This window comes from Streptomyces lincolnensis (assembly GCF_021173675.1).
In the GTDB taxonomy this organism is placed as follows: domain Bacteria; phylum Actinomycetota; class Actinomycetes; order Streptomycetales; family Streptomycetaceae; genus Streptomyces; species Streptomyces lincolnensis_B.
On the sequence record NZ_JAIHON010000012.1, the window covers coordinates 296,865 to 317,395 of the forward strand.

17 protein-coding genes are annotated in these 20,531 nt (G+C 72.3%); 7 read left to right on the forward strand and 10 right to left on the reverse strand.

Annotation, left to right across the window (positions count from 1 at the left end):
- Positions 1–170: 170 nt before the first annotated feature.
- The 5 genes from K4B79_RS33820 to miaA form a co-directional block, all read right to left on the reverse strand.
- Complete coding sequence (locus K4B79_RS33820; protein ID WP_232031134.1) at positions 171–1,694, reverse strand: M1 family metallopeptidase; 1,524 nt, start codon at positions 1,692–1,694, stop codon at positions 171–173.
- A gap of 147 nt (positions 1,695–1,841) precedes the next feature.
- Positions 1,842–4,097, reverse strand: coding sequence for a RelA/SpoT family protein (locus K4B79_RS33825; protein ID WP_232031135.1), 2,256 nt, complete (start codon positions 4,095–4,097; stop codon positions 1,842–1,844).
- A gap of 206 nt (positions 4,098–4,303) precedes the next feature.
- Positions 4,304–5,173, reverse strand: coding sequence for a diaminopimelate epimerase (gene dapF, locus K4B79_RS33830; RefSeq protein ID WP_232031136.1), 870 nt, complete (start codon positions 5,171–5,173; stop codon positions 4,304–4,306).
- 93 nt (positions 5,174–5,266) lie between these two features.
- Complete coding sequence (locus K4B79_RS33835; protein WP_232031192.1) at positions 5,267–5,770, reverse strand: hypothetical protein; 504 nt, start codon at positions 5,768–5,770, stop codon at positions 5,267–5,269.
- Positions 5,771–5,878: 108 nt separating this feature from the next.
- The gene (gene miaA / locus K4B79_RS33840) at positions 5,879–6,817 is read right to left on the reverse strand and encodes a tRNA (adenosine(37)-N6)-dimethylallyltransferase MiaA (RefSeq protein ID WP_232031137.1); all 939 of its coding nucleotides are present in this window, start codon (positions 6,815–6,817) and stop codon (positions 5,879–5,881) included.
- A gap of 183 nt (positions 6,818–7,000) precedes the next feature.
- Between miaA and K4B79_RS33845 the strand changes: the two genes are divergently transcribed.
- Positions 7,001–7,309: a hypothetical protein gene (locus K4B79_RS33845; RefSeq protein WP_232031138.1), complete on the forward strand. Its 309-nt coding sequence runs from the start codon at positions 7,001–7,003 to the stop codon at positions 7,307–7,309.
- Between the two features lie 24 nt (positions 7,310–7,333).
- A complete protein-coding gene (locus K4B79_RS33850) occupies positions 7,334–7,618 on the forward strand; it encodes an antitoxin (protein ID WP_232031139.1) in 285 nt (94 codons plus the stop codon).
- An 85-nt stretch (positions 7,619–7,703) separates the two neighbouring features.
- On the opposite strand, the gene K4B79_RS33855 is transcribed toward K4B79_RS33850, so the two are convergent.
- Entirely contained in the window at positions 7,704–8,417 is a 714-nt protein-coding gene (locus K4B79_RS33855; protein WP_232031140.1) for a class III extradiol dioxygenase subunit B-like domain-containing protein, read from the reverse strand.
- Between the two features lie 45 nt (positions 8,418–8,462).
- On the reverse strand, positions 8,463–9,989 hold the full coding sequence (gene miaB / locus K4B79_RS33860) for a tRNA (N6-isopentenyl adenosine(37)-C2)-methylthiotransferase MiaB (RefSeq protein WP_232031141.1): 1,527 nt from the start codon (positions 9,987–9,989) through the stop codon (positions 8,463–8,465).
- 345 nt (positions 9,990–10,334) lie between these two features.
- Here miaB and K4B79_RS33865 point away from each other — a divergent pair, with 345 nt between their 5' ends.
- On the forward strand, positions 10,335–11,990 hold the full coding sequence (locus K4B79_RS33865; protein ID WP_232031142.1) for an ABC-F family ATP-binding cassette domain-containing protein: 1,656 nt from the start codon (positions 10,335–10,337) through the stop codon (positions 11,988–11,990).
- A gap of 17 nt (positions 11,991–12,007) precedes the next feature.
- Here the strand turns inward: K4B79_RS33865 and rutA are convergent, their stop codons facing one another.
- Positions 12,008–13,090: a pyrimidine utilization protein A gene (gene rutA / locus K4B79_RS33870; RefSeq protein WP_232031143.1), complete on the reverse strand. Its 1,083-nt coding sequence runs from the start codon at positions 13,088–13,090 to the stop codon at positions 12,008–12,010.
- A 169-nt stretch (positions 13,091–13,259) separates the two neighbouring features.
- Here rutA and K4B79_RS33875 point away from each other — a divergent pair, with 169 nt between their 5' ends.
- Together K4B79_RS33875 and K4B79_RS33880 are read left to right on the forward strand one after the other, a co-directional pair.
- A complete protein-coding gene (locus K4B79_RS33875; protein WP_232031144.1) occupies positions 13,260–16,265 on the forward strand; it encodes a SpoIIE family protein phosphatase in 3,006 nt (1,001 codons plus the stop codon).
- 117 nt (positions 16,266–16,382) lie between these two features.
- Complete coding sequence (locus K4B79_RS33880; protein WP_232031145.1) at positions 16,383–16,805, forward strand: hypothetical protein; 423 nt, start codon at positions 16,383–16,385, stop codon at positions 16,803–16,805.
- A 9-nt stretch (positions 16,806–16,814) separates the two neighbouring features.
- Here K4B79_RS33880 and K4B79_RS33885 read toward each other — a convergent pair whose 3' ends face one another.
- Positions 16,815–17,474 (reverse strand): response regulator, encoded by a 660-nt coding sequence (locus K4B79_RS33885; RefSeq protein WP_232031146.1) that lies wholly within the window; start codon positions 17,472–17,474, stop codon positions 16,815–16,817.
- Positions 17,474–18,424 carry a sensor histidine kinase gene (locus K4B79_RS33890; protein ID WP_232031147.1) on the reverse strand — a complete coding sequence of 317 codons (951 nt, stop codon included), beginning with the start codon at positions 18,422–18,424 and terminating at the stop codon, positions 17,474–17,476. The genes K4B79_RS33885 and K4B79_RS33890 overlap by 1 nt, the downstream gene beginning before the upstream one ends.
- Positions 18,425–18,620: 196 nt before the next feature.
- Here K4B79_RS33890 and K4B79_RS33895 point away from each other — a divergent pair, with 196 nt between their 5' ends.
- Both K4B79_RS33895 and K4B79_RS33900 read left to right on the forward strand, forming a co-directional pair.
- Complete coding sequence (locus K4B79_RS33895) at positions 18,621–19,106, forward strand: cation:proton antiporter regulatory subunit (RefSeq protein WP_232031148.1); 486 nt, start codon at positions 18,621–18,623, stop codon at positions 19,104–19,106.
- A 4-nt stretch (positions 19,107–19,110) separates the two neighbouring features.
- Positions 19,111–20,364 (forward strand): cation:proton antiporter, encoded by a 1,254-nt coding sequence (locus K4B79_RS33900; RefSeq protein WP_232031149.1) that lies wholly within the window; start codon positions 19,111–19,113, stop codon positions 20,362–20,364.
- The last annotated feature ends 167 nt before the right edge of the window (positions 20,365–20,531 follow it).

Below are 20,531 nucleotides of genomic sequence, written 5' to 3' on the forward strand. Positions count from 1 at the left end.
CACGGCTCACTGCTTTCACGACCGCCGAAGCAATCGGTCACCACAGCAATCGATCACCACGGCAATCAGCCGTCACAGTGCACAACGCACGAGTACCCCGGGAGATTCCCGTGTCCCGTGCCGCGCCGACCTGAAGATGGTCGCACGGCACGGGGCGTCTCGTCACTGTGTTATTTCGCTGGGGTCGCCCGGGGCGCGACCGACTTCCACTCGGGGTGTCCGGGCATCGGCGGGGTCTTCTCGGCGTAGAGCCAGCCCTCGAAGAACCCGCCCAGGTCCCGTCCGGAGATCTCCCCCGCCAGGGCGACGAAGTCGGCGGTGGTGGCGACGCCGTCCTTGTGGCGGGTCACCCAGGCACGTTCCAGGCGTTCGAAGGCCGGGCGGCCGATCTCCTGGCGCAGGGCGTAGAGGACGAGGGCGGCGCCGTCGTAGACGTTCGGGCGGAAGATGCCGATCTTCTGGCCGGGGTCGGGCGCCTTGGGGGCGGCGGGCGGTCCGCCGGCCGCCCGCCAGCGGTCGGAGGCGCCGTACGCCGCCTTCATACGGGCCTGGAGGGTGCGGCCGGCCTTCTCCTCCGCGTACAGGGCCTCGTACCAGGTGGCATGCCCCTCGTTCAGCCACAGGTCGGACCAGGTACGCGGGCTGACGCTGTCGCCGAACCACTGGTGGGCCAGCTCGTGCACCATGATCGAGTCGACGTACCACTCCGGGAAGCCGGGCTCGGTGAACAGGTCCCGCTCGAACAGGGAGAGGGTCTGCGTCTCCAGCTCGAACCCGGTGTCGGCGGCGGCGACGAGCAGGCCGTACGTCTCGAAGGGATACGGCCCGACCTTCTCCTCCATCCAGGAGATCTGGCCGGGGGTCTTCTTCAGCCAGGGTTCCAGCCTGGTGCGGTCCTTGGTGGGCACGACGTCCCGGACGGGCAGTCCGTGGGGGCCGGTGCGGCGCAGCACGGTGGAGCGGCCGACGGAGACCTGGGCGAGCTCGGTGGCCATGGGGTGCTGGGTGCGGTAGGTCCAGGTGGTGGCCTTGCCCGCCCGGTCGACATGGGTCGGCAGTCCGTTTGCGACGGCCGTGTAGCCGTTGGGCGCGGTGACCCGGATGGTGAACATGGCCTTGTCGGAGGGGTGGTCATTGCACGGGAAGACCAGGTGGGCCACGTCGGCCTGGTTGGCCATGGCGAGCCCGTCGTCGGTGCGCACCCAGCCGCCGTCCCGGCCCGCGGCGGACACGGGGTCGCTGGTGTGCCGGACGGTGATCCGCATCCAGCTGCCTCGGGGCAGTGGCTGCTCCGGGGTGACCACCAGGTCCTCACCGGCGCTCGTGAAGGCGGCGGGCGCGCCGTCGACCTCCACCGAGTCGACCTCGCCGTGCGCGAAGTCGAGATTCACACGCTCCAGCGGTGCGGTCGTCCACGCGTCGATCGTGGTGACCGCCCGGAGCGGCTTGCTGTTGGTGCCGGAATAGGTGAAGGACAGGTCGTACGACGCCACGTCGTACCCGGGGTTGCCGAGGTACGGGAAGAGCCGGTCGCCGACACCCAGCGGGGCGGCCGGGGCGCTCGCGGCGAGGAGGCAGACGGAGACGGCGGAGACGAGCAGCGCGGCGGCCTTCCGGCGTCCGGAGGCACTCAGACGGACCCGGGGCGAGGCCTGGTTGGGAAAGGACACCGGTGTGCGGGGGTTGAGCAGCATGCACCACCGCTACCAGCGCGCGCGTGCCGTGCGGCGGCGGCGCGCGACCGGCCCACTCGAAGGGGTGCGCGGGAGCGGGCGAGTGGCTCGGTCCCGGCGATCGGGGGACCGGGCCGCCGGGGAGGGGCCGCTCAGTCCCCCAGCGCCTCAGTCCTCCAGCGCCTGCGGCTGCGCCCGGCTGACGTCGTACACGCCCGGCACGTTCCGCATGGCCCGCATCAGGGCGGGGAGGCGGGCCGCGTCGGGGAGTTGGACCGTGTAGGTGTGGCGTACGCGCTGGCGGCTCGGCGGCTCGACGGTGGCCGAGACGATCTCCGCGCCCTCCAGGGCCATCGCCTCGGTGAGGTCGGCGAGGAGATGAGGGCGGCCGAACGATTCGGCGAACAGCGTGACCCGGCACCCGGTGGTGTTCCCCCAGCGCACACCGATCTCCGCGCGCCCCGCGTCCTTCATGCGCGCCACCGCCGCGCACTCCACGCGGTGGACGGTCACCGCTCCGCCGCGTACGGCGAATCCGGTCACCTCGTCGGGCGGTACGGGCGTACAGCAGCCGGCGAGCCGGACGGAGCTCGCGCCGGGCTCGTCCACGACGACGTCCGCGTCGGCGGTGCGCTCGGCAGGACGGGAGCCGGGCGCGACGGCCGGGGCCACGCCACCGTCCCCCGCACCCGCACCCGCACCCGCACCCGCACCCGCACGTACACCGGTGTCCCGCGCGCTCTCGGGAGCCGCCGCGGCCGGTGCCGGATGCGTGGAGAGCCAGCGCTGGATGGCGATCCGGGCGGCCGGGGTGTGGGCGTGCTCCAGCCACTCCCTGGAGGGCTCGGAGGCGGGGTCCTGGCCCATGAGGAGCTGGACCGTGTCGCCGTCCCGCAGGACGGTGCTCAGCGTCGCCAGGCGGCCGTTGACGCGGGCGCCGATGCACGCGTGCGCGTCCTCGCCGTACTGCGCGTAGGCGGCGTCCACACAGGTCGCGCCCTCGGGCAGTCCCAGCGTGCCGCCGTCGGGCCGGAAGACGGTGATCTCGCGGTCCTGGGCGAGGTCCTCGCGCAGGGTCGACCAGAAGGTGTCGGGGTCGGACGCGCCCTGCTGCCACTCCAGGAGACGGGAGAGCCAGCCGGGGCGGGTCGGATCCACCCGCTCACCGTCGGCCCGCTCACCGTCCACGCCCCCACCGCCCACGCCCTCGCCGTCGACCGGCTCGTCGGAGGGCGGCGCGTAGGGGTTGCCGAGCGCGACCACCCCGGCCTCGGCGACCTTGTGCATCTGGTGCGTACGGATGAGGACTTCGGTGACCTGGCCGTCCTCGCGGGCCACGGCGGTGTGCAGCGACTGGTACAGATTGAACTTCGGTACGGCGATGAAGTCCTTGAACTCCGAGACGACGGGCGTCATACAGGTGTGGAGCTCCCCGAGGACGCCGTAGCAGTCGGCGTCCTCGTTGACCAGCACCAGCAGGCGGCCGAAGTCGGAGCCCCGCAGGCGACCGCGTTTGCGGGCCACACGGTGCACGGAGACGAAGTGCCGCGGCCGGATGAGGACTTCGGCCTGGATGCCGGAGTCGCGCAGGACGACGCGCATCTCGTCGGCCATCTCGGCCAGGGGGTCGTCGGCGCGGGAGGCGTTGTCGACGATCAGCTCCCTGGTGTGCTCGTACTCCTCGGGGTGCAGGATCGCGAAGACCAGGTCCTCCAGTTCGGACTTGAGGGCCTGGACGCCGAGCCGTTCGGCGAGCGGGATGAGGACGTCGCGGGTGACCTTGGCGATGCGGGCCTGTTTCTCGGGGCGCATCACGCCCAGGGTGCGCATGTTGTGCAGCCGGTCGGCGAGTTTGATCGACATCACGCGGACGTCGTTGCCGGTGGCGACGAGCATCTTGCGGAAGGTCTCCGGCTCGGCGGCGGCGCCGTAGTCGACCTTCTCCAGCTTGGTGACGCCGTCGACGAGGAAGCGGACCTCCTCGCCGAACTCCTCGCGGACCTGATCGAGCGTCACATCGGTGTCCTCGACGGTGTCATGGAGCAGAGAGGCCGTCAGGGTCGTGGTCTCGGCGCCGAGTTCGGCGAGGATCAGGGTCACCGCGAGGGGATGTGTGATGTACGGCTCACCGCTCTTGCGCATCTGGCCGCGGTGCGAGGACTCGGCCAGGACGTAGGCGCGGCGCAGCGGTTCGAGGTCGGCGTCGGGGTGGTGGGCGCGATGGGCCTCGGCCACATGGCCGATGGCGTCGGGCAGCCGGTCACGGGCGGCGGGTCCGAGCAGCGCGGCACGGCCGAGGCGTCGCAGGTCCAGCCGGGAGCGGGCCTTCCTGCGGGGCGCTGTCGGCAGGACAGCACCCGAGGCCGTCGGACCCGATGTGACCACCGGGCCCGAGTTCGCAGGATTCGCGGCATCCGCGCTCATGGGCACCTCCGGCTGTGGACCGGCGGACGGGTGCCCCAGGGCTGACACGGCTCAGGGGATGGCATCGGTCCCCCGTCCGGGCCGGTGCTTGATGCTACCGAGCCCATCACGCCCGACTGACCGTCTCTCGTCGAGCGTGAAACTGATCACCCATTCGAGCGAAGGTTTGTAGGTTTACGATTGCGCACCAAGTGACAACAGATCGGTCAGCGTACGGACCTTTCCAGCCACTCCGTGTCGAGTTCCCCCTCGGCGACGATCACCGCGGGCCCGGCCATCTCGATCTCGCCGTCGGGCCGCTCGGTGATCACCAGGGTGCCGCCGGGCACGTCGACGGTGTACGTCGCCGGGGCGCCGGTCACGGCCGGGTCGGCGCCGTCCCGGCGGGCGGTGGCGACGGCGACCGCGCACGCGCCCGTGCCGCACGAACGGGTCTCCCCGGCGCCGCGCTCGTGCACGCGCAGGGCGACATGGCGAGGACCGCGGTCGACGACGAACTCGACGTTGACCCCGTCCGGGTAGGCGGAGGCCGGGCTGAAGGGCGGCGGGGAGTACAGGTCGCCGGCGTGGGCGAGGTCGTCCACGAAGGCCACGGCGTGCGGGTTGCCCATGTTCACGTTCCGCGCGGGCCAGCTGCGCTCGCCGACGCTCACCGTGACGTCCCCCTCGGGGAGCAGCGCCCGGCCCATGCCGACGGTGATGTCGCCGGCCTTGTCGATGTGCACGCTCTTGACGCCGCCGCGCGTGGCGACGGACAGGTCGCCCTCGGTCACGTACCCGGCGTGCTGGAGGTAGCGCGCGAACACCCGGACGCCGTTGCCGCACATCTCCGCGATCGAGCCGTCGCCGTTGCGGTAGTCCATGAACCACTCCGCCTCGGGCGCCATGTGCCGGGCCTCGGGGTGGGACGCGGACCGTACGACGTGCAGGAGGCCGTCACCGCCGATGCCCGCGCGGCGGTCACAGAGGGCTGCGACGGCGGCCGGGGGCAGGTCGAGGGTGTTCTCGGGATCCGGGACGATCACGAAGTCGTTCTCCGTGCCGTGACCCTTGAGGAAGGCGATCCGGGTGCTCATGCCTCGATCGTACGGCGCGGCCCGGTGGGGGCTGATCGCGCCCGCGCGGCGGGGCCGCTCACTGGGACAGCCCCGCACCCTTGAAGAGGCGCCTCAGCGCAACCGCGCCACGCGCCACACGGCGAGGACGACGACCACGGCCACCATCAGCGCGTACGCCAGCACCACCCGCCAGTCCGGGCGGCGGCCCGAACCCCGCTGGGGCAGACCAGGCCACGTGTAACCAACGCGGCGGGCGGCCATCATGCCCCAGCCCGCCGCGCAGGAGCAGATCAGCAGGCCGAGCATGGCGATGACGGCGCCGCTGTCGCCGAAGTCGAAGGCGAGCGGGAAGGCGAACATCAGGGAACCGACCGCGGCCAGCGAGACGATGGGGGCGAGCTGCCAGATGCGCAGCCGCCGCTGCGGACGCAGCTCGACCTCGACCTCCGGGCCGCCCGCGAACATCTCCTCGGGCTCGGGACCGTCGTCCGTCACACCGCCCTGCGTGTCATCGGGTCCGTCGGAGCTCAGACGGTCGTCGTCCTGCTCCGGTTCGCCGTTGTCCACGGTGAGGTGCTCGGTGTCCTGTGCGGTGTCACGAGGGCCGGCCTCCATCGCCACGCGCCCTCCCAACTTGGACTCCACTTGGTCGATCGAAGCTCGATGATGGCACGCCCCCGGAGGCCGCGATGACGGCCGGAGCGTCCCGATGCCATGACGTGATCAGGCTGTAACCGGTCGTTCGACCAACGACAGCGCGAGCTGCGGAAGTTCCGTGAGATCCGCCGCGGCCCCACTCAACCAGTGCACCCGCGGGTCGCGCCTGAACCATGAATCCTGACGGCGCGCGAAGCGCTTGGTGGCCCGTACGGTCTCCGCGCGCGCCTCCGCCTCCGTGCACTCGCCGGAGAGCGCGGCGAGGACCTGCTGGTAGCCGAGCGCGCGTGAGGCCGTACGCCCCTCGCGCAACCCCCGTGCTTCCAGTGCGCGCACCTCGTCGACCAGACCGGCCTCCCACATCCGGTCCACCCGGCGCGCGATGCGTTCGTCGAGTTCGGGCCGCGCCACGTCGACGCCGATCTGGACCGTGTCGTAGACGGAGTCGTGGCCGGGGAGGTTGGCGGTGAAGGGCTTGCCGGTGATCTCGATCACTTCGAGGGCCCGGACGATACGGCGGCCGTTGCTGGGCAGGATCGCGTGCGCGGCCTCGGGGTCGGCGGCGGCCAGACGGGCGTGCAGCGCGCCGGAGCCGCGCAGCGTGAGTTCCTCCTCCAGACGGCCTCTGACCTCGGGGTCGGTGCCGGGGAACTCCAGGTTGTCGACGGCACCCCGGACGTACAGGCCGGAGCCGCCGACCAGGACCGGCCAGCGGCCCTCGGCGAGCAGGGCGTCGATCCGGGCGCGGGCCAGCCTCTGGTACTCGGCGACGGACGCCGTGACGGTCACGTCCCAGATGTCCAGGAGGTGGTGCGGGACGTCGGCGCGCTCCTCGGGCGTCAGCTTGGCGGTGCCGATGTCCATCCCTCGGTAGAGCTGCATGGAGTCGGCGTTGACGACCTCGCCGCCGAGACGCCGGGCCAGGAAGACGCCCAGATCGGACTTTCCGGCCGCGGTCGGTCCGACGACGGCGATGACGCGGGGGGCGGGGGGTGCGCTGCTCACCGGACCATCCTCCCAAACCTCCACGGGTGACCTCGAACGAGTTACGTGACGGCTCCGGGCCGGGGTCGTTCCCAGTTGCGAGGTTTTCCGCCGCCGGATCGCAGGGGCGGCGGCCCGGGCGACGCAAACGGGCGCACCGGACGACGCGGGATTTCGCCCGCACGAGTAACGTATGGAGTGGATATGGGCGTTTTCGCACGACTTCTCCGGAGGTCGAAGACCACCGAGGAGGCGACGGCCGCCGAGGTGCAGGCCGCCGACGCGTCGACCGACGAGAAGGGCGAGCAGGCCGAGGAGGCGGCAGAGACGAAGGAGTCGGCCGAGGCCGGCGCCGAAGTCGGAGCCAAGGCCAAGGCTGGGACCGGGGACACGGCGGAGGAGAAGACCGCGGCAGCCGACAAGGACACGTCCGGCGAAAGCGTCGAGATCCCCAAGCAGCAGTCCGCCGAGGAGGTCGCCGACAGCGAGGCCGGCGAAGGCGCCCGCACGTAACCAGCCCGTCAGGGAAGGTGGACCATGGGTCTCCTGGACAATTTGAAGGCCAAGCTCAACCCGGCCAAGGACAAGGTCTCCGGTCTCGCGCAGCAGCACGGCGACAAGATCCAGCACGGCCTGGACAAGGCCGCGAAGGTCGTCGACGAGAAGACCAAGGGCAAGTACAGCGACAAGATCCAGACGGGCACGGGCAAGGCCAAGGGTGCCATGGACCGACTGGCGCACAAGGACGGCACGGACGCGGGCGGCGCCACCGACACGCCACCGGCCTCTTCGCCACCTTCCTCTCCCCCGCCGGCTTCCTGACCGGCACGGCACATCGACGGACGGCCGTGGAGCGCGATGCTCCCGGCCGTCCGCCGTTTCGCCCCAGCCGGCGCGGACGGCCGCCCTACGACCAGGTGGCGACCAGGTACCCGACCCCGTACGGCGCGTCCTCGTACAGCAGCGCGCCGGCGAGGTCCGCGTCCTCGGCGGCGCCCGCCAGGACCTGCCAGGGGGCCCGGCCGGAGGCCTTCAGTTCGTACGCCAGCTCGGTGTCCAGCGTCTTGAGGGCGGCCACGTCCGCCGCGCCCAGCGCACGTGCGACCTCCGCGTCGAAGGGTGCCGCCCGCTCGTCCAGGTAGCCCGGCGCCTTGAGCGTGCGGCAGGCACTGGCGTCGCCCATCACCAGCAGTGCCACCCGCTCGTCCGCGCCGGCGATCTCCCTCCCCGTCTGGATACACCGCTCGGCCCCGAGAGGTTCCCCCACGCCGAGTCCCTCGATCGGGGCGCCGGACCATCCGCCGCGTTCCAGCAGCCACGCGGCGACCGCCAGTGAGTCCGGCAGCGGGCGCTCCACCGCCGTACCGGTGTCCCGGCCGAGCCGTACGTCGAGGTCCACGCCGAAGCCCCGGAAGGAACCCGGCGCCCCCTCCGGGTGCGGGCCACGCCCGTCCCGGTCCGCCGGCCCCACGACGACCAGCCGGTCGGGCCGGGAGGCGGCGAGGACGCCGAGGGCGTCCGAGCAGGCGGCACGCGCGCGATCCAGTTCGGACGCGGCGCCCGCGGCGAGCTCGGGCACGAGGAGGGGCGGGCAGGGGCAGACAGCGGCGGCGACAAGCATGATCGGGAGCCTAGTTCCCTGCTCGCCGCGGGTGCGCGCGTGCGCTCAGTCCAGCTCGCAGCCGCCCGTCGCCGCCGGCAGCGGCTCCGGGACCCCGATCTTCGGCAGGCCGAGCAGGACTCCGGCCGGCTTGGCGGCCTCGGTGGCGTTCCGCTTCTCCCACGCGTCACCCGCGCGTGTGCGCCGCACGTCGAGGACGGCGCCCTCCGCGAGGAGGTGGTGCGGGGCGGCGTAGGTCACCTCGACGGTGACGACGTCACCGGGGCGGACCTCCTGGTCCGGCTTGGTGAAGTGGACCAGGCGGTTGTCGGGGGCGCGGCCGGAGAGGCGGTGGGTGGCGCCGTCCTTGCGGCCCTCGCCCTCGGCGACCATCAGATCCAGGGTGCGGCCGACCTGCTTCTTGTTCTCCTCCCAGGAGATCTCCTCCTGGAGGGCGACGAGACGCTCGTAGCGCGCCTGGACGACCTCCTTGGGAATCTGGCCCTCCATGGTGGCGGCGGGGGTGCCGGGCCGCTTGGAGTACTGGAAGGTGAACGCCTGGGCGAAGCGGGCCTCGCGGACCACGTGCAGGGTCTGCTCGAAGTCCTCCTCCGTCTCGCCCGGGAAGCCGACGATGATGTCGGTGGTGATCGCGGCGTGCGGGATGGCCGCCCGCACCTTCTCGATGATCCCCAGGTAGCGCTCCTGCCGGTAGGAGCGGCGCATCGCCTTCAGGACCGTGTCCGAGCCGGACTGGAGGGGCATGTGGAGCTGGGGCATCACGTTCGGGGTCTCGGCCATGGCGGCGATGACGTCGTCGGTGAAGTCGCGCGGGTGCGGCGAGGTGAAGCGGACCCGCTCCAGGCCGTCGATCGTCCCGCAGGCCCGCAGCAGCTTGCTGAACGCCTCACGGTCGCCGATGTCGGAGCCGTACGCGTTGACGTTCTGGCCGAGCAGGGTGATCTCGCTGACACCCTCGCCGACCAAGGCCTCGATCTCGGCGAGGATGTCGCCGGTGCGGCGGTCCTTCTCCTTGCCCCGCAGCGCAGGGACGATGCAGAAGGTGCAGGTGTTGTTGCAACCGACGGAGATCGACACCCAGGCCGCGTAGGCGCTCTCGCGGCGCGTCGGCAGCGTCGACGGGAACGCCTCCAGGGACTCGGCGATCTCGACCTGCGCCTCCTCCTGGACGCGGGCGCGCTCCAGCAGGACCGGCAGCTTGCCGATGTTGTGCGTGCCGAAGACGACGTCCACCCAGGGCGCCCTCTTCACGATGGTGTCGCGGTCCTTCTGGGCGAGACAGCCGCCGACCGCGATCTGCATGCCCGGCCGCTTCGTCTTCATCGGGGCGAGGCGGCCGAGATTGCCGTAGAGCCGGTTGTCGGCGTTCTCCCGCACGGCGCAGGTGTTGAAGACGACGACGTCCGCGTCACCGTCCGCCCCCTCGGGGGCCTTCACATAACCGGCCGATTCGAGCAGCCCGGACAATCGCTCGGAATCGTGGACGTTCATCTGGCACCCGTAGGTGCGCACTTCATACGTCTTGGACGAGTGAACATCCACTGCCGGGCTCCGGTCGCTGCTGCTGGTCATGCGTCAAGGGTAGGTCGTCCCGGGCGGGCCCCTGTCAGGGTGCCCGGGTGAGGCCCCGCCGACCGCACGGCCGACCGCACGCGCCCGGAAAATCTCGGCGCGCCAACGCGGGCATCGCTAGAATGGCCGCATGATTTACGTCTTCTACATCTGACCGGGCCGCAGGCTCCGCCCCTCGCATCACGGCGAGGCGCGTTCCGAGCCTTCACCGCCGCCCGCGGCCGACCTGTTCCGGGTCCGGCCGATCGTCAGATCCGAGGCATTGATCCGCCCCTTTCCCGCGTCTCGCGCGTGGGTGCGGTGTGCCTCCTTCCGGAGAATCCGGAAAACCGGAGGACGTAAGACGTGAACGCCTTTTCCCTGCCCGCACGCGATCGGGCCCAGCTGACCTGCGACGATGTCCGCGTGGAGCGCGGTGGCCGTACCGTGCTGCGCCATGTCGAGATGAAGGTCTCCCCCAGGTCGCGCTGGGGCGTCGTGGGCGAGAACGGTCGCGGGAAGTCGACCCTGCTGCACGTCCTGGCCGGGGTCCTGGCCCCGGACGAGGGGAGCGTGCAGCGGGTGGGCACGCTCGCCCTGGCGGAGCAGGAGATGCCCGCCGAGGACGACCGGACGGTCGGTGACGTCATCGACGAACACCTGGCCGACGCCCGAGCCGCGCTCCACTGGCTGGACAGCGCCGCGGCGGCCCTCGCCGAGGGACTGCCCGGCGCGGAACGCGAGTACACCGACGCCCTGGAGGCGGCGCAGGCGCTGGACGCCTGGGACGCGGACCGCCGGGTCGACGTGGCGCTCGCCGGACTCGGGGCGGTCGGCGACCGCACGCGCCGGCTGGCCACGCTCTCGGTCGGGCAGCGCTACCGGATCCGGCTGGCCTGTCTGCTGGGCGCCGAGTACGACTTCCTGCTGCTGGACGAGCCGACCAACCATCTCGACCTGGAGGGGCTCGACCATCTCACCGCGCGCCTGCGCGCCCACCCCGGCGGCGTCGTCGTGGTCAGCCACGACCGGGCCCTGCTGTCGGACCTGGCGACCACGGTCCTCGACCTCGACCCCACCCGCGACGGCCGCCCCCAGGTGTACGGCGGCGGATACGCCGGTTACCGGGAGGGGCGCGAGGCGGAACTGCTGCGCTGGGAGGCCGAGTACGAGCAGCAGCAGACCGAACACGCCCGTCTGCAGCAGTCCCTGTCGGAGGCGCAGAACCGGCTGAGCACCGGCTGGCGGCCGCCCAAGGGCGCCGGCAAGCACCAGCGCGCCACCCGCGCCCCGGCGCTGGTCCGTTCCGTGCACCGGCGCCAGGAGGACCTGGAACAGCACCGGATCACCGCGCCCGTGCCGCCCCGGCGCTTCACCCCGCCGGAGCTGCCCGCGCGACCCGGTGTGGTCCTGCTGCACGCGGAGGAGGTCACCGTGGACGGGCGGCTGCACCGGCCGACCAGTCTGTCGCTGGCGTCCGGCGACCGGCTGGCCGTCACCGGGCCGAACGGGGCGGGCAAGTCCACGCTGCTGTCCGTCCTGGCCGGACGGCTCGCTCCGACCACGGGCCGCGCACGGCACGCGCGCAAGGTGCGGCTGCATCTGCTCGGCCAGGAGTCGCCGCACACCACGCGCCGCCGGGCGCACGACGTCTACCAGGCGCACACCGCGCGTCTGGTCACCGCCGGCGTCCTGCGCGACAGCGAGGTCACGCCGTTGTCGGCCCTGGGCCTGCTCGGCTCGCGCGACGCGAACAAGCCGGTGGCGGAGCTGTCCATGGGACAGCAGCGCCGCCTCGACCTCGCCCTGGCCCTCGCCACCCGGCCGCACCTGCTGCTGCTCGACGAGCCCACCAACCATCTGTCCATCGCCCTGGTGGACGAGCTCACGGACGCGCTCAGGGCCACCGGCGCGGCCGTCGTCCTGGCGACGCACGACCGCCAGATGCAGCGCGACATCCGGGCCTGGCCGCGGCTGGAACTCCCCCTGCCGGGAGCACGGGAGGAGTCACTGGCCCGATAGCCGGCACTCAGGGATGCTCAGGCCGCGCTCACGCGGTCCGAGCGGGAGCTCATCAGGGGCTGGATACGGGTGCCGAAGTTCTCGATGCCTTCGAGGAAGTCGTCGAAGACGAGCATGATCCCCTTGGTGCCGGGGACTTCGGCGATCTCGTCGAGCATCCTCGCGATGGTCTCGTAGGAGCCGACGAGGGTGCCCATGTTGAAGTTCACGGCGCCCTCGGGGAGCACGATGGTCCGGGCGGTGGAGGAGTCGTCGGCGCTGGTGTCGGTGGCGGACTCCCCCGCCATGTAGGCGAGGGCCGCGAGGTCGGCGTTGTCGTGGTAGTCCTGCCACTTCGCGCGGGCGGCCTCGTCGGTCTCGTCGGCGATGACCATGAAGAGGGAGAGCGCGCCGACGTCACGGCCGCTCTCGCGCGCCGCCTCCACCAGGGTGGCCGTGGTGTCCGCGAAGGCGAGCGGGGTGTTGACGCCGCTGCCGAGGATGAAGTTGTAGTCGGCGTGGTCGGCGGCGAACTGCATCCCGGTACGGCTCTGCCCGGCGGCGACGATGTCGATGTGCCCGTCCGCCGGGCGCGGGGAGAGCACGCAGTCCTCCATCTCGTAGAACTCGCCCTTGAAGTTGCTGACGCCCTCGCTCCACAGCTCCTTCATCACGGTGACGTACTCGACGGCCCGGGCGTAGCGGTTGGCGAAGTGGTCGTCGCCGGGCCAGACGCCCATCTGCGTGTACTCGCCGGGCGCCCAGCCGGTGACGATGTTGACGCCGAAGCGGCCGGGGGCGATGGAGTCGACCGTGACGGCCATGCGGGCGGCGATCGCCGGGGGCAGGGCGAGGATGGGGGTGGAGGCGTACAGCTTGATCCGCTCCGTGACGGCGGCCAGGCCCGCCATCAGCGTGAAGGACTCCAGGCAGTGGTCCCAGAACTCCGTGTCGCCGCCGAACCCCTTGAGTTTGATCATCGACAGGGCGAAGTCGAGTCCGTGCTCCTCGGCCTTCTGCACGACGGCCTTGTTCAGCTCGAAGCTCGGCAGGTACTGCGGGGAACTCTTCGATATGAGCCAGCCGTTGTTGCCGATGGGGATGAAGACACCGATGTCCATGCCGCTCCTCATGATCCGGAACCTGCCCGTGCGACGGCACGCTACACCGGCGAAATGTCAACAACTCTCTATATCTGCAAGGCTGTTGAGGCGTGACAGTGAAGGAGAGCCGCACGTCGGAATCTGTGAAACAGGTTTCGGCCGCCCCGCGCGACGATAGGTTCCCCGCATGAACGCACGGCTCGCTCTGCTCGACACGGTGGCCCCGGGCATCACGGAGAGCGAGATCTTCCGGCTGGCGCTGCACCACGCGGTGGGCGAGCTGGGCGCACTGGGCGGCACGATCCATCTGCGCGGTCCGATGTCCGCGCTGCGGCTGGTGTCGGCCGCCGGGCTGCCTCCCGCCCTCACCCGCTCCTGGGAGATCCTCGACCAGGAGGGGCCCCTGGCCCCGGCCCGCGCGTTGCACCGCGGCAGCGGGGTGTGGGTGCCGCTGCCCTCCGGGGAGCACGGCACGTCCACCGACGAGCACGGCACGCCCACCCGCAGGCCTGCCACGGCCTCCGACGGGCACGGCACGCCGACCCACGGGCAGGCCATGCCCTCCGACGCGCACGGCACGCCGTGGCCCGGTACCGGCTTCGCCGCCTTCCCCGTGTTCGGCCGGAAGCGCAGCATCGGTGCGCTGACGGTCGTGGCGGGCGAGCGGGGCGAACCCGCGCCGGAGCACTGGGACTTCCTGCGGGCCGTCGTGGCCTGGACCGAGGACCGCATGGCCCAGGCGCCGCCGCCGTCCGGGCCCGCGCACACCGAGCCGAGCGGGGAGCGCCTGCGCCAGGCCCTGAAGGAGGTCGAGGTCGGATCGTGGGACTGGAACATCCGCACCGGTGACCTGATCTGGGACGAGGCGGCCCTGGCGCTCTACGGCACCCGCCCCGCCGACTTCACCGGCAAGATCGAGAACTGGATGAGGATCGTCCACCCCGACGACCTGGCACCGACCCTGGCTGCGGCGCAGCGGGCCATCCTCGACCACAGCGTCTACGAGGCCGAGTACCGGGTACGGCGCCTGGACGGCACCTACGGCTGGACGCGGGCGCGGGGCCGGGCCACCTACGACGAGCACGGCGAGCCCCACCGGATGATCGGCGTGGGCTGGGAGACCAACGAGGCGCGTACCGCCCGCGACGCGCTCGGCCGGGCCCTGAAGCACATGAGTGACGGCTTCCTGGCCGTGGACGACGAGTGGCGGATCACCTTCTCCAACCTGGAGGCGCAGCGGCTGCTGGGCTTCTCGGAGGAGGAACTGCTCGGGCGGCTGCTGTGGGCGCTGCCCACCGCCCGGCAGGTCCCCGGTCTGAAGGAGCGCTGCCTCGCGGCCGCGGCCGAGGAGAAGCCCGCCGGCTTCGACGTGCATCTGCCGGACTCCGAGCAGCGCTTCCATCTGCGGCTGGTGCCGGGGCCGGACGGGCGCACCCTGTACTTCCAGGACGTCACCGAGAAGCGTCGGCTGGCGGAGGAACGCCAGGCCGCCGAACGGTCCGCGACGGAACGAGCCGCCCGGATAGCCGAGTTGACCGCGGAGCTCGCCAAGGCGACGACCTCGCAGGACGTGGTGGACGCGGTCGCCCGGCGGGTGCTGCCGCCCTTCGCCGCCACGGGGCTCCTGGTCCAGGTCGCCGAGGACGACCGGCTCCATCACGTGGGAGCCGTCGGCTACCGGGACGACTTCCTCGACCTCGTCGACCGGCGTCCCCGCACGCTGGCCGCCCCGGCCTGGGGCGCGACCGAGACCGGGACGCCGTTGTTCCTGTCCTCCCGGGAGGAGCTGGCCGCGCGCTTCCCCGCGGCGGCCGACCTGCCGGAGCACTCGGGCAGGCACTCCTGGGCGTTCCTGCCGCTGACGGCCTCCGGGCACACCTTCGGCGTGTGCGTGCTGTCCTTCGACCGGCCGCGGCTGCTCACCGACGAGGAGCGCGCGCTGCTGACCACGATCAGCGCCCTCGTCGCCCAGTCCCTGGAGCGGGCCCGGCTCTACGACGCCGAGCGCAGCCGCTCCCGCGAACTCCAGCGCAGCCTGCTCCCCCAGGCCCTGCCCGACCTGCCCGCGTGCACAGCCGCCGCCCGTTATCTGCCGGCCGGGCAGGGCGCGGACGTCGGCGGTGACTGGTACGACATCATTCCGCTGTCCGGCGGGCAGGTCGCGCTCGTCGTCGGTGACGTGATGGGGCACGGGCTGCCGGAGGCCGCCACCATGGGTCGGCTGCGTACCGCCGTCCACACCCTGGCCGACCTCGAACTGCCGCCCGACGAGATCCTGGGCCACCTCAACGACATCGTCGCCGGCATGGGCGAGGACTCGTACGCCACCTGCCTGTACGCGCTCTACGACTCCACGACCCGGGTCTGCTCCCTGGCCCGGGCCGGACATCCGCCGCCCGCCCTGGTCCGTCCCGACGGCACCGTGCACTTCCCCCTGCCGGACGCCGATCCGCCGCTGGGCGCCGCGCATCCGCCGTTCGAGACGGTCGAGCTGGAGGTGCCCGAGGGCAGTCTGCTGGTGCTCTACACCGACGGGCTGGTCGAGTCGGCCAAGCGGGAGATCGACGAGGGCATGGCGGATCTGGCGCGGCTGCTGAGCGCCGCGCACGCGGACGGCACGGCGACGGATCTTGAACACCTGTGCGACAAGCTGACGGCCGGTCTGCTCCCCTCCGACCAGGCCGCCGACGACGCCGCGTTCCTCGTCGCCCGGCTGCACGCCCTGCCGGCGGAGCGGATGGCCTCCTGGTCACTGCCCCAGGATCCGCGGGCGGCCGGCCAGGCCCGCCGCCACGTCCGCGACCAGCTCACCGCCTGGGACCTCGACGACCTCGCCCCCACCACCGAGCTCCTCGTCAGCGAGCTCGTGGGCAATGTCGTACGCCACGCCCGCGGACCGGTCCGGCTGCGCCTCCTGCACTCCACCGACCTCATCTGCGAGGTCTACGACGGCAGCCAGACCATGCCCCGCATCCGCCGCGCCACCGAGACCGACGAGGGCGGCCGCGGCCTCCAGCTCATCACCGCCCTCTCCCAGCGCTGGGGCGCCCGCTACACCCCCACCGGCAAGTGCATCTGGACGGAACAGTCCCTCCCGGACCCGGACACCCCCGACCGCCCCGCACCCGTCGACCCCGAGCTGCTGTTCGTGAATCCGGCGGACTTCGACGGGGACTGGGAGGCGTTGCTGTAGGCGCCTGCCGGGGCTGTTGTCGCCCGTTCGGCCCAGCAGTGCGGGCCGGGGCGTGAGAAGCCTTTCTAGGGTCGCAGGGACGGCCGTGAAGGCCTCCTCAGCCCGAAAGGCAGGACCATGCGGAAACGGACCATCGGGATACGCACCCCGTTCGCCGGCGCGGTGGCGGTCATCCTGGCCACCGGACCACTGACCGGCGTCGCACACGCTCAAACCGACCTGGACTGCGCCGACTTCGTCTACCAGGAAGACGCGCAGGCGGAGTTCGACCGCGACCCGAGTGACCCGAACCGGCTGGACGAGGACCAGGGCGTGGACGACGGCATGGCGTGCGAGGTCCTGCCCCGCAGAGGGACGGCCGCCGTGACACCCGCGACGCCTCTCCCGACCCGAGGTGTCCAGGGCGGCGTCGGCGGCAGTGTGGGACCGGCCGAGTTCCAGCGGACCGTGGGGATCGCTCTGGCGGCCGGGGCAGTCGGTCTCGCGGGGGCGTATGTCGTGCGGCGACGGCGCGATGCCGTCGGTTCGCGCAAGGGGTGATTCCCCGCCTCACGGATCGATGAGGCCCGCCCGGATGGCGTAGCGGGTCAGCTCCAGGCGGTCGCGCATGCCGAGTTTCTGGAGGAGATTCGCGCGGTGGCGTTCGACGGTCTTGGCGCTGATGAAGAGGAGTTCGCCGATCTCCTTGGAGGTGTGGCCCTCGGCGACGAGCTTGAGGATCTCCTCCTCGCGCTCGGTGATGGCGCGCTCGGGCAGCCCGTCGCCGCGGTGCAGGCGCTCCAGGTAGGAGCGGACGAGGGCGCGTTCGGCGCCGGGGTAGATGAAGGGCTGGTCGCGGACCGCGGCGCGGCAGGCCTCGACGAGGTCCCGGTCGGCGACGGACTTGAGGACGTAACCGCTGGCCCCGGCCTTGAGGGCCTCGAAGAAGTACTGCTCGTTGTCGTACATGGTCAGCACGAGCAGATGCAGGCCCGGCAGCCGCCGGGACAGCTCGCGGGCCGCCTGGAGGCCGGTCATGCGCGGCATCGCGATGTCCAGGACCGCCAGATCGACCTCCTGTGCCCGGGCCAGCTCGACCGCCTCCGCCCCGTCACCCGCCTCGGCGACGACCGTGATGTCCGGCTCGCCCTCCAGGATCAGCCGCACTCCCCGCCGGACGAGCGTGTGGTCGTCGGCGAGCAGGACCCGGATCGGCCCCGGCCCGGGCATCACAGGCCGCCCACGGCGGTGAGCGGGACGCTCAGCCGGACGTCCGTGCCTCCGCCGGGCGCGGCCCCGACCGAGAGGACCGCTCCTATCAGGAGCGCCCGCTCGCGCATACCGCTGATCCCGGCGCCCTCCGGCGCCCCGCCGACACCCCTGCCGTTGTCGCGTACGAGGAGTTCGACACCGTCGGCGACCGGCCGCAGCCGGATCTCCGCGCGGTCGGCGGCGGCATGCCGGGCGGTGTTGGTGAGGCCCTCCTGGGCCACCCGGTAGAGCACGAGTTCGGACTCCTCGGTCAGATGGGGCAGGTCGCCGGCGATCTGGTGGCGGACCGTCAGCCCGTGGGTGGTGAACTCGGCCGCCAGGGACCGCAGGGCGCTGGACAGTCCCAGTTCGTCCAGGACACCCGGCCGCAGCCGGCGGGCGATCCGGCGGATCTCGTCCAGCCCCGCACGGGTGGCCTCCTGCGCCTGGCCCACCTCCTCGCGCAGCTCCCCGGGCGCCCGGTCGGCCACCCGCTTGAGCTGGAGGAGGACCGCGGTCAGCGTCTGGCCGACCTCGTCGTGCAGTTCCTGTGCGATGCGGTGCCGTTCGCGCTCCTGGGCGGAGAGCGCGCGGGCGGCACCCGCGGCGCGTTCGGCCTCCAGCCGGTCGAGCATGGTGTTGTACGTCGTGATCAGCTCGGCCGTCTCCGCGGGCCCGGCGACGGGCGCGCGGGCTCCCGGCCGGAGCAGGTCGGCGGTGGACATGGCCCCGCCCAGCCGCTTGAGCGGGGCGAGCCCGACCCGCAGCACGAGCGCGTTGGCGGCCAGCAGCGCCGCGAGGCCGCCGACCACGGCCAGCGCCTCGCCCGGCAGGACGGGGGTCGACACGGTGACCGGTCCCAGCAGCAGTGCCGCGGCGACGAACAAGCCGACGGCGTTGAGCGAGAAGATCCGCCAGAACAGCGACACGGTTCTCTTTCCGCTCCTCCCGGCCTGCGCACCCGACCCCTCCGTGGCCAGCCTCGCAGCCCCCGGCCGGCCCTGCATATCCGTGACGACACCCATGTCGCCACCGTACGTGTGGGTGGCAGCATGCAGACCGGGCACTCGTGATCATCAGGAACCCGCGTGCTGTCCGACCGCACCGAGAAGCTAGGGGAGAAACGTGTCTGCTCCACGCCTGAGGGCGACGCCGCTGCCGGGTATCGGGGTCCAGTACGACCTCGTCACCCGCGAAGACCGCCATCTGTCCGTGGTGGCGCACCGCGACGGGGCCCGCACGGTGAGCGTGTACCGGGCCGACGACCCGGACTCCTGCGCGCAGTCCACACGGCTGACCGGTGCCGAGGCGGGCGCCCTGATCGACGCGCTGAAGCCGTCGCACCACAGCGCGAGCCTGCTCTACACCACGGACCTCGGGCTGGTCGCCGAGCGGATCGAGGTCGCCGCGACCTCACGGTGGAACGGGCTGGTCCTGGGCGAGACCAGGATGCGGACCGACACCGGCGCCTCGGTGGTGGCGGTGCTGCGGCGGGCCGAGGCGATCCCGTCGCCGGCGCCGGACTTCCGGCTGGCGGGCGGGGACACCCTCATCGTGATCGGCACCCGTGAGGGCGTCGACGCCGCCGCGGCCATACTCGGGCGGGAGTGAACCGGTGCATTCCGCGGTCCTGTTGATCGAGTTCGGTTCCATCATCCTCGGCCTCGGCCTGCTCGGACGGTTCGCCGCCCGTTTCCGGCTCTCGCCCATCCCGCTGTATCTGCTGGCCGGGCTGGCCTTCGGCGAGGGCGGTCTGCTGCCGCTCGGGGCGAGCGAGGAGTTCGTCGCGACGGGCGCCGAGATCGGCGTCATCCTCCTGCTGCTGATGCTCGGCCTGGAGTACTCGGCCGGTGACCTGGTCACCAACCTCAAGTCCCACTACCCGGCCGGTCTCGTGGACGGCGCCCTCAACGCCCTGCCGGGCGCGGCGGTGGCGCTGCTGCTGGGCTGGGGCCCGGTGGCGGCCGTGGTCCTCGCGGGCGTCACCTGGATCTCCTCGTCCGGTGTCATCGCCAAGGTCCTCGGCGACCTGGGCCGGGTCGGCAACCGGGAGACGCCGGTGATCCTCAGCGTCCTCGTCCTGGAGGACCTGGCGATGGCGGTCTATCTGCCCATCGTCACCGCGCTGGTCGCCGGCGCCGGGCTGATGGCGGGCAGTGTGACTCTGGCGATCGCGCTGGGCGCGGCCGGTCTGGTGCTGTTCGTGGCGGTCCGCTACGGCCGGCTCATCTCACGGTTCGTCTCCAGCGACGACCCCGAGAAGCTGCTGCTGGTCGTACTGGGACTGACGATCCTGGTCGCGGGCATCGCGCAGCAGCTCCAGGTGTCGGCGGCGGTGGGCGCCTTCCTGGTCGGCATCGCGCTGTCCGGGGAGGTCGCCGAGGGCGCGCACACCCTGCTGAGCCCTCTGCGCGACCTCTTCGCCGCCGTCTTCTTCGTCTTCTTCGGCCTGCACACCGACCCGGCCAGCATCCCGCCCGTCCTGTTGCCCGCCCTCGCCCTCGCGCTCGTCACCGCGGCCACGAAGATCGCCACCGGCTACTGGGCGGCACGGCGGGCCGGTGTCTCCGTCAAGGGCCGCTGGCGGGCGGGCGGCGCGCTCGTCGCCCGCGGCGAGTTCTCCATCGTCATCGCCGGACTCGCGGTCAGCGCCGGCATCGAGCCCTCCCTCGGCCCCCTCGCCACCGCCTACGTCCTCATCCTCGTCGTCCTGGGCCCCCTCACCGCCCGCTACACCGAACCCCTGGCCTCCCGCTGGACCGCCCGCCGCAGCGGCAAGGCCCCCCGCCCCTCCGGAACCTCGGCACCGGCCGCAGACCCCGGGACGCAGGCGTCGGTGGGGGGTGACGGAGGGACCGGGGTGCGATGACCGACGGTCCGACAGACCGGCGGGGCACTCGGAGCAGCGGGGGCGGAGACGGAGGCAGGGCCTGCGGGGCAGGCGAAGGGGCCGGGACGCGGCAACCGACGGTCTGACGGCCCCGCCGTACAAACCCCCGGCCGCCGCCGCTCACGGCCACGCTCCGGCGACGGCCC

Coding starts and splice junctions, on each gene's coding strand:
- K4B79_RS33825 (WP_232031135.1), bottom strand. CDS start 4,097: ATGAGCGCGGATGCCGCGAATCCTGCGAACTCGGGCCCGGTGGTCACA.
- miaB (WP_232031141.1), bottom strand. CDS start 9,989: ATGACCAGCAGCAGCGACCGGAGCCCGGCAGTGGATGTTCACTCGTCC.
- rutA (WP_232031143.1), bottom strand. CDS start 13,090: ATGGACATCGGTGTCTTCATCCCCATCGGCAACAACGGCTGGCTCATA.
- K4B79_RS33880 (WP_232031145.1), top strand. CDS start 16,383: ATGCGGAAACGGACCATCGGGATACGCACCCCGTTCGCCGGCGCGGTG.
- K4B79_RS33855 (WP_232031140.1), bottom strand. CDS start 8,417: ATGCTTGTCGCCGCCGCTGTCTGCCCCTGCCCGCCCCTCCTCGTGCCC.
- dapF (WP_232031136.1), bottom strand. CDS start 5,173: ATGAGCACCCGGATCGCCTTCCTCAAGGGTCACGGCACGGAGAACGAC.
- K4B79_RS33850 (WP_232031139.1), top strand. CDS start 7,334: ATGGGTCTCCTGGACAATTTGAAGGCCAAGCTCAACCCGGCCAAGGAC.
- K4B79_RS33835 (WP_232031192.1), bottom strand. CDS start 5,770: ATGGAGGCCGGCCCTCGTGACACCGCACAGGACACCGAGCACCTCACC.
- K4B79_RS33845 (WP_232031138.1), top strand. CDS start 7,001: ATGGGCGTTTTCGCACGACTTCTCCGGAGGTCGAAGACCACCGAGGAG.
- K4B79_RS33885 (WP_232031146.1), bottom strand. CDS start 17,474: ATGCCCGGGCCGGGGCCGATCCGGGTCCTGCTCGCCGACGACCACACG.
- K4B79_RS33820 (WP_232031134.1), bottom strand. CDS start 1,694: ATGCTGCTCAACCCCCGCACACCGGTGTCCTTTCCCAACCAGGCCTCG.
- K4B79_RS33875 (WP_232031144.1), top strand. CDS start 13,260: ATGAACGCACGGCTCGCTCTGCTCGACACGGTGGCCCCGGGCATCACG.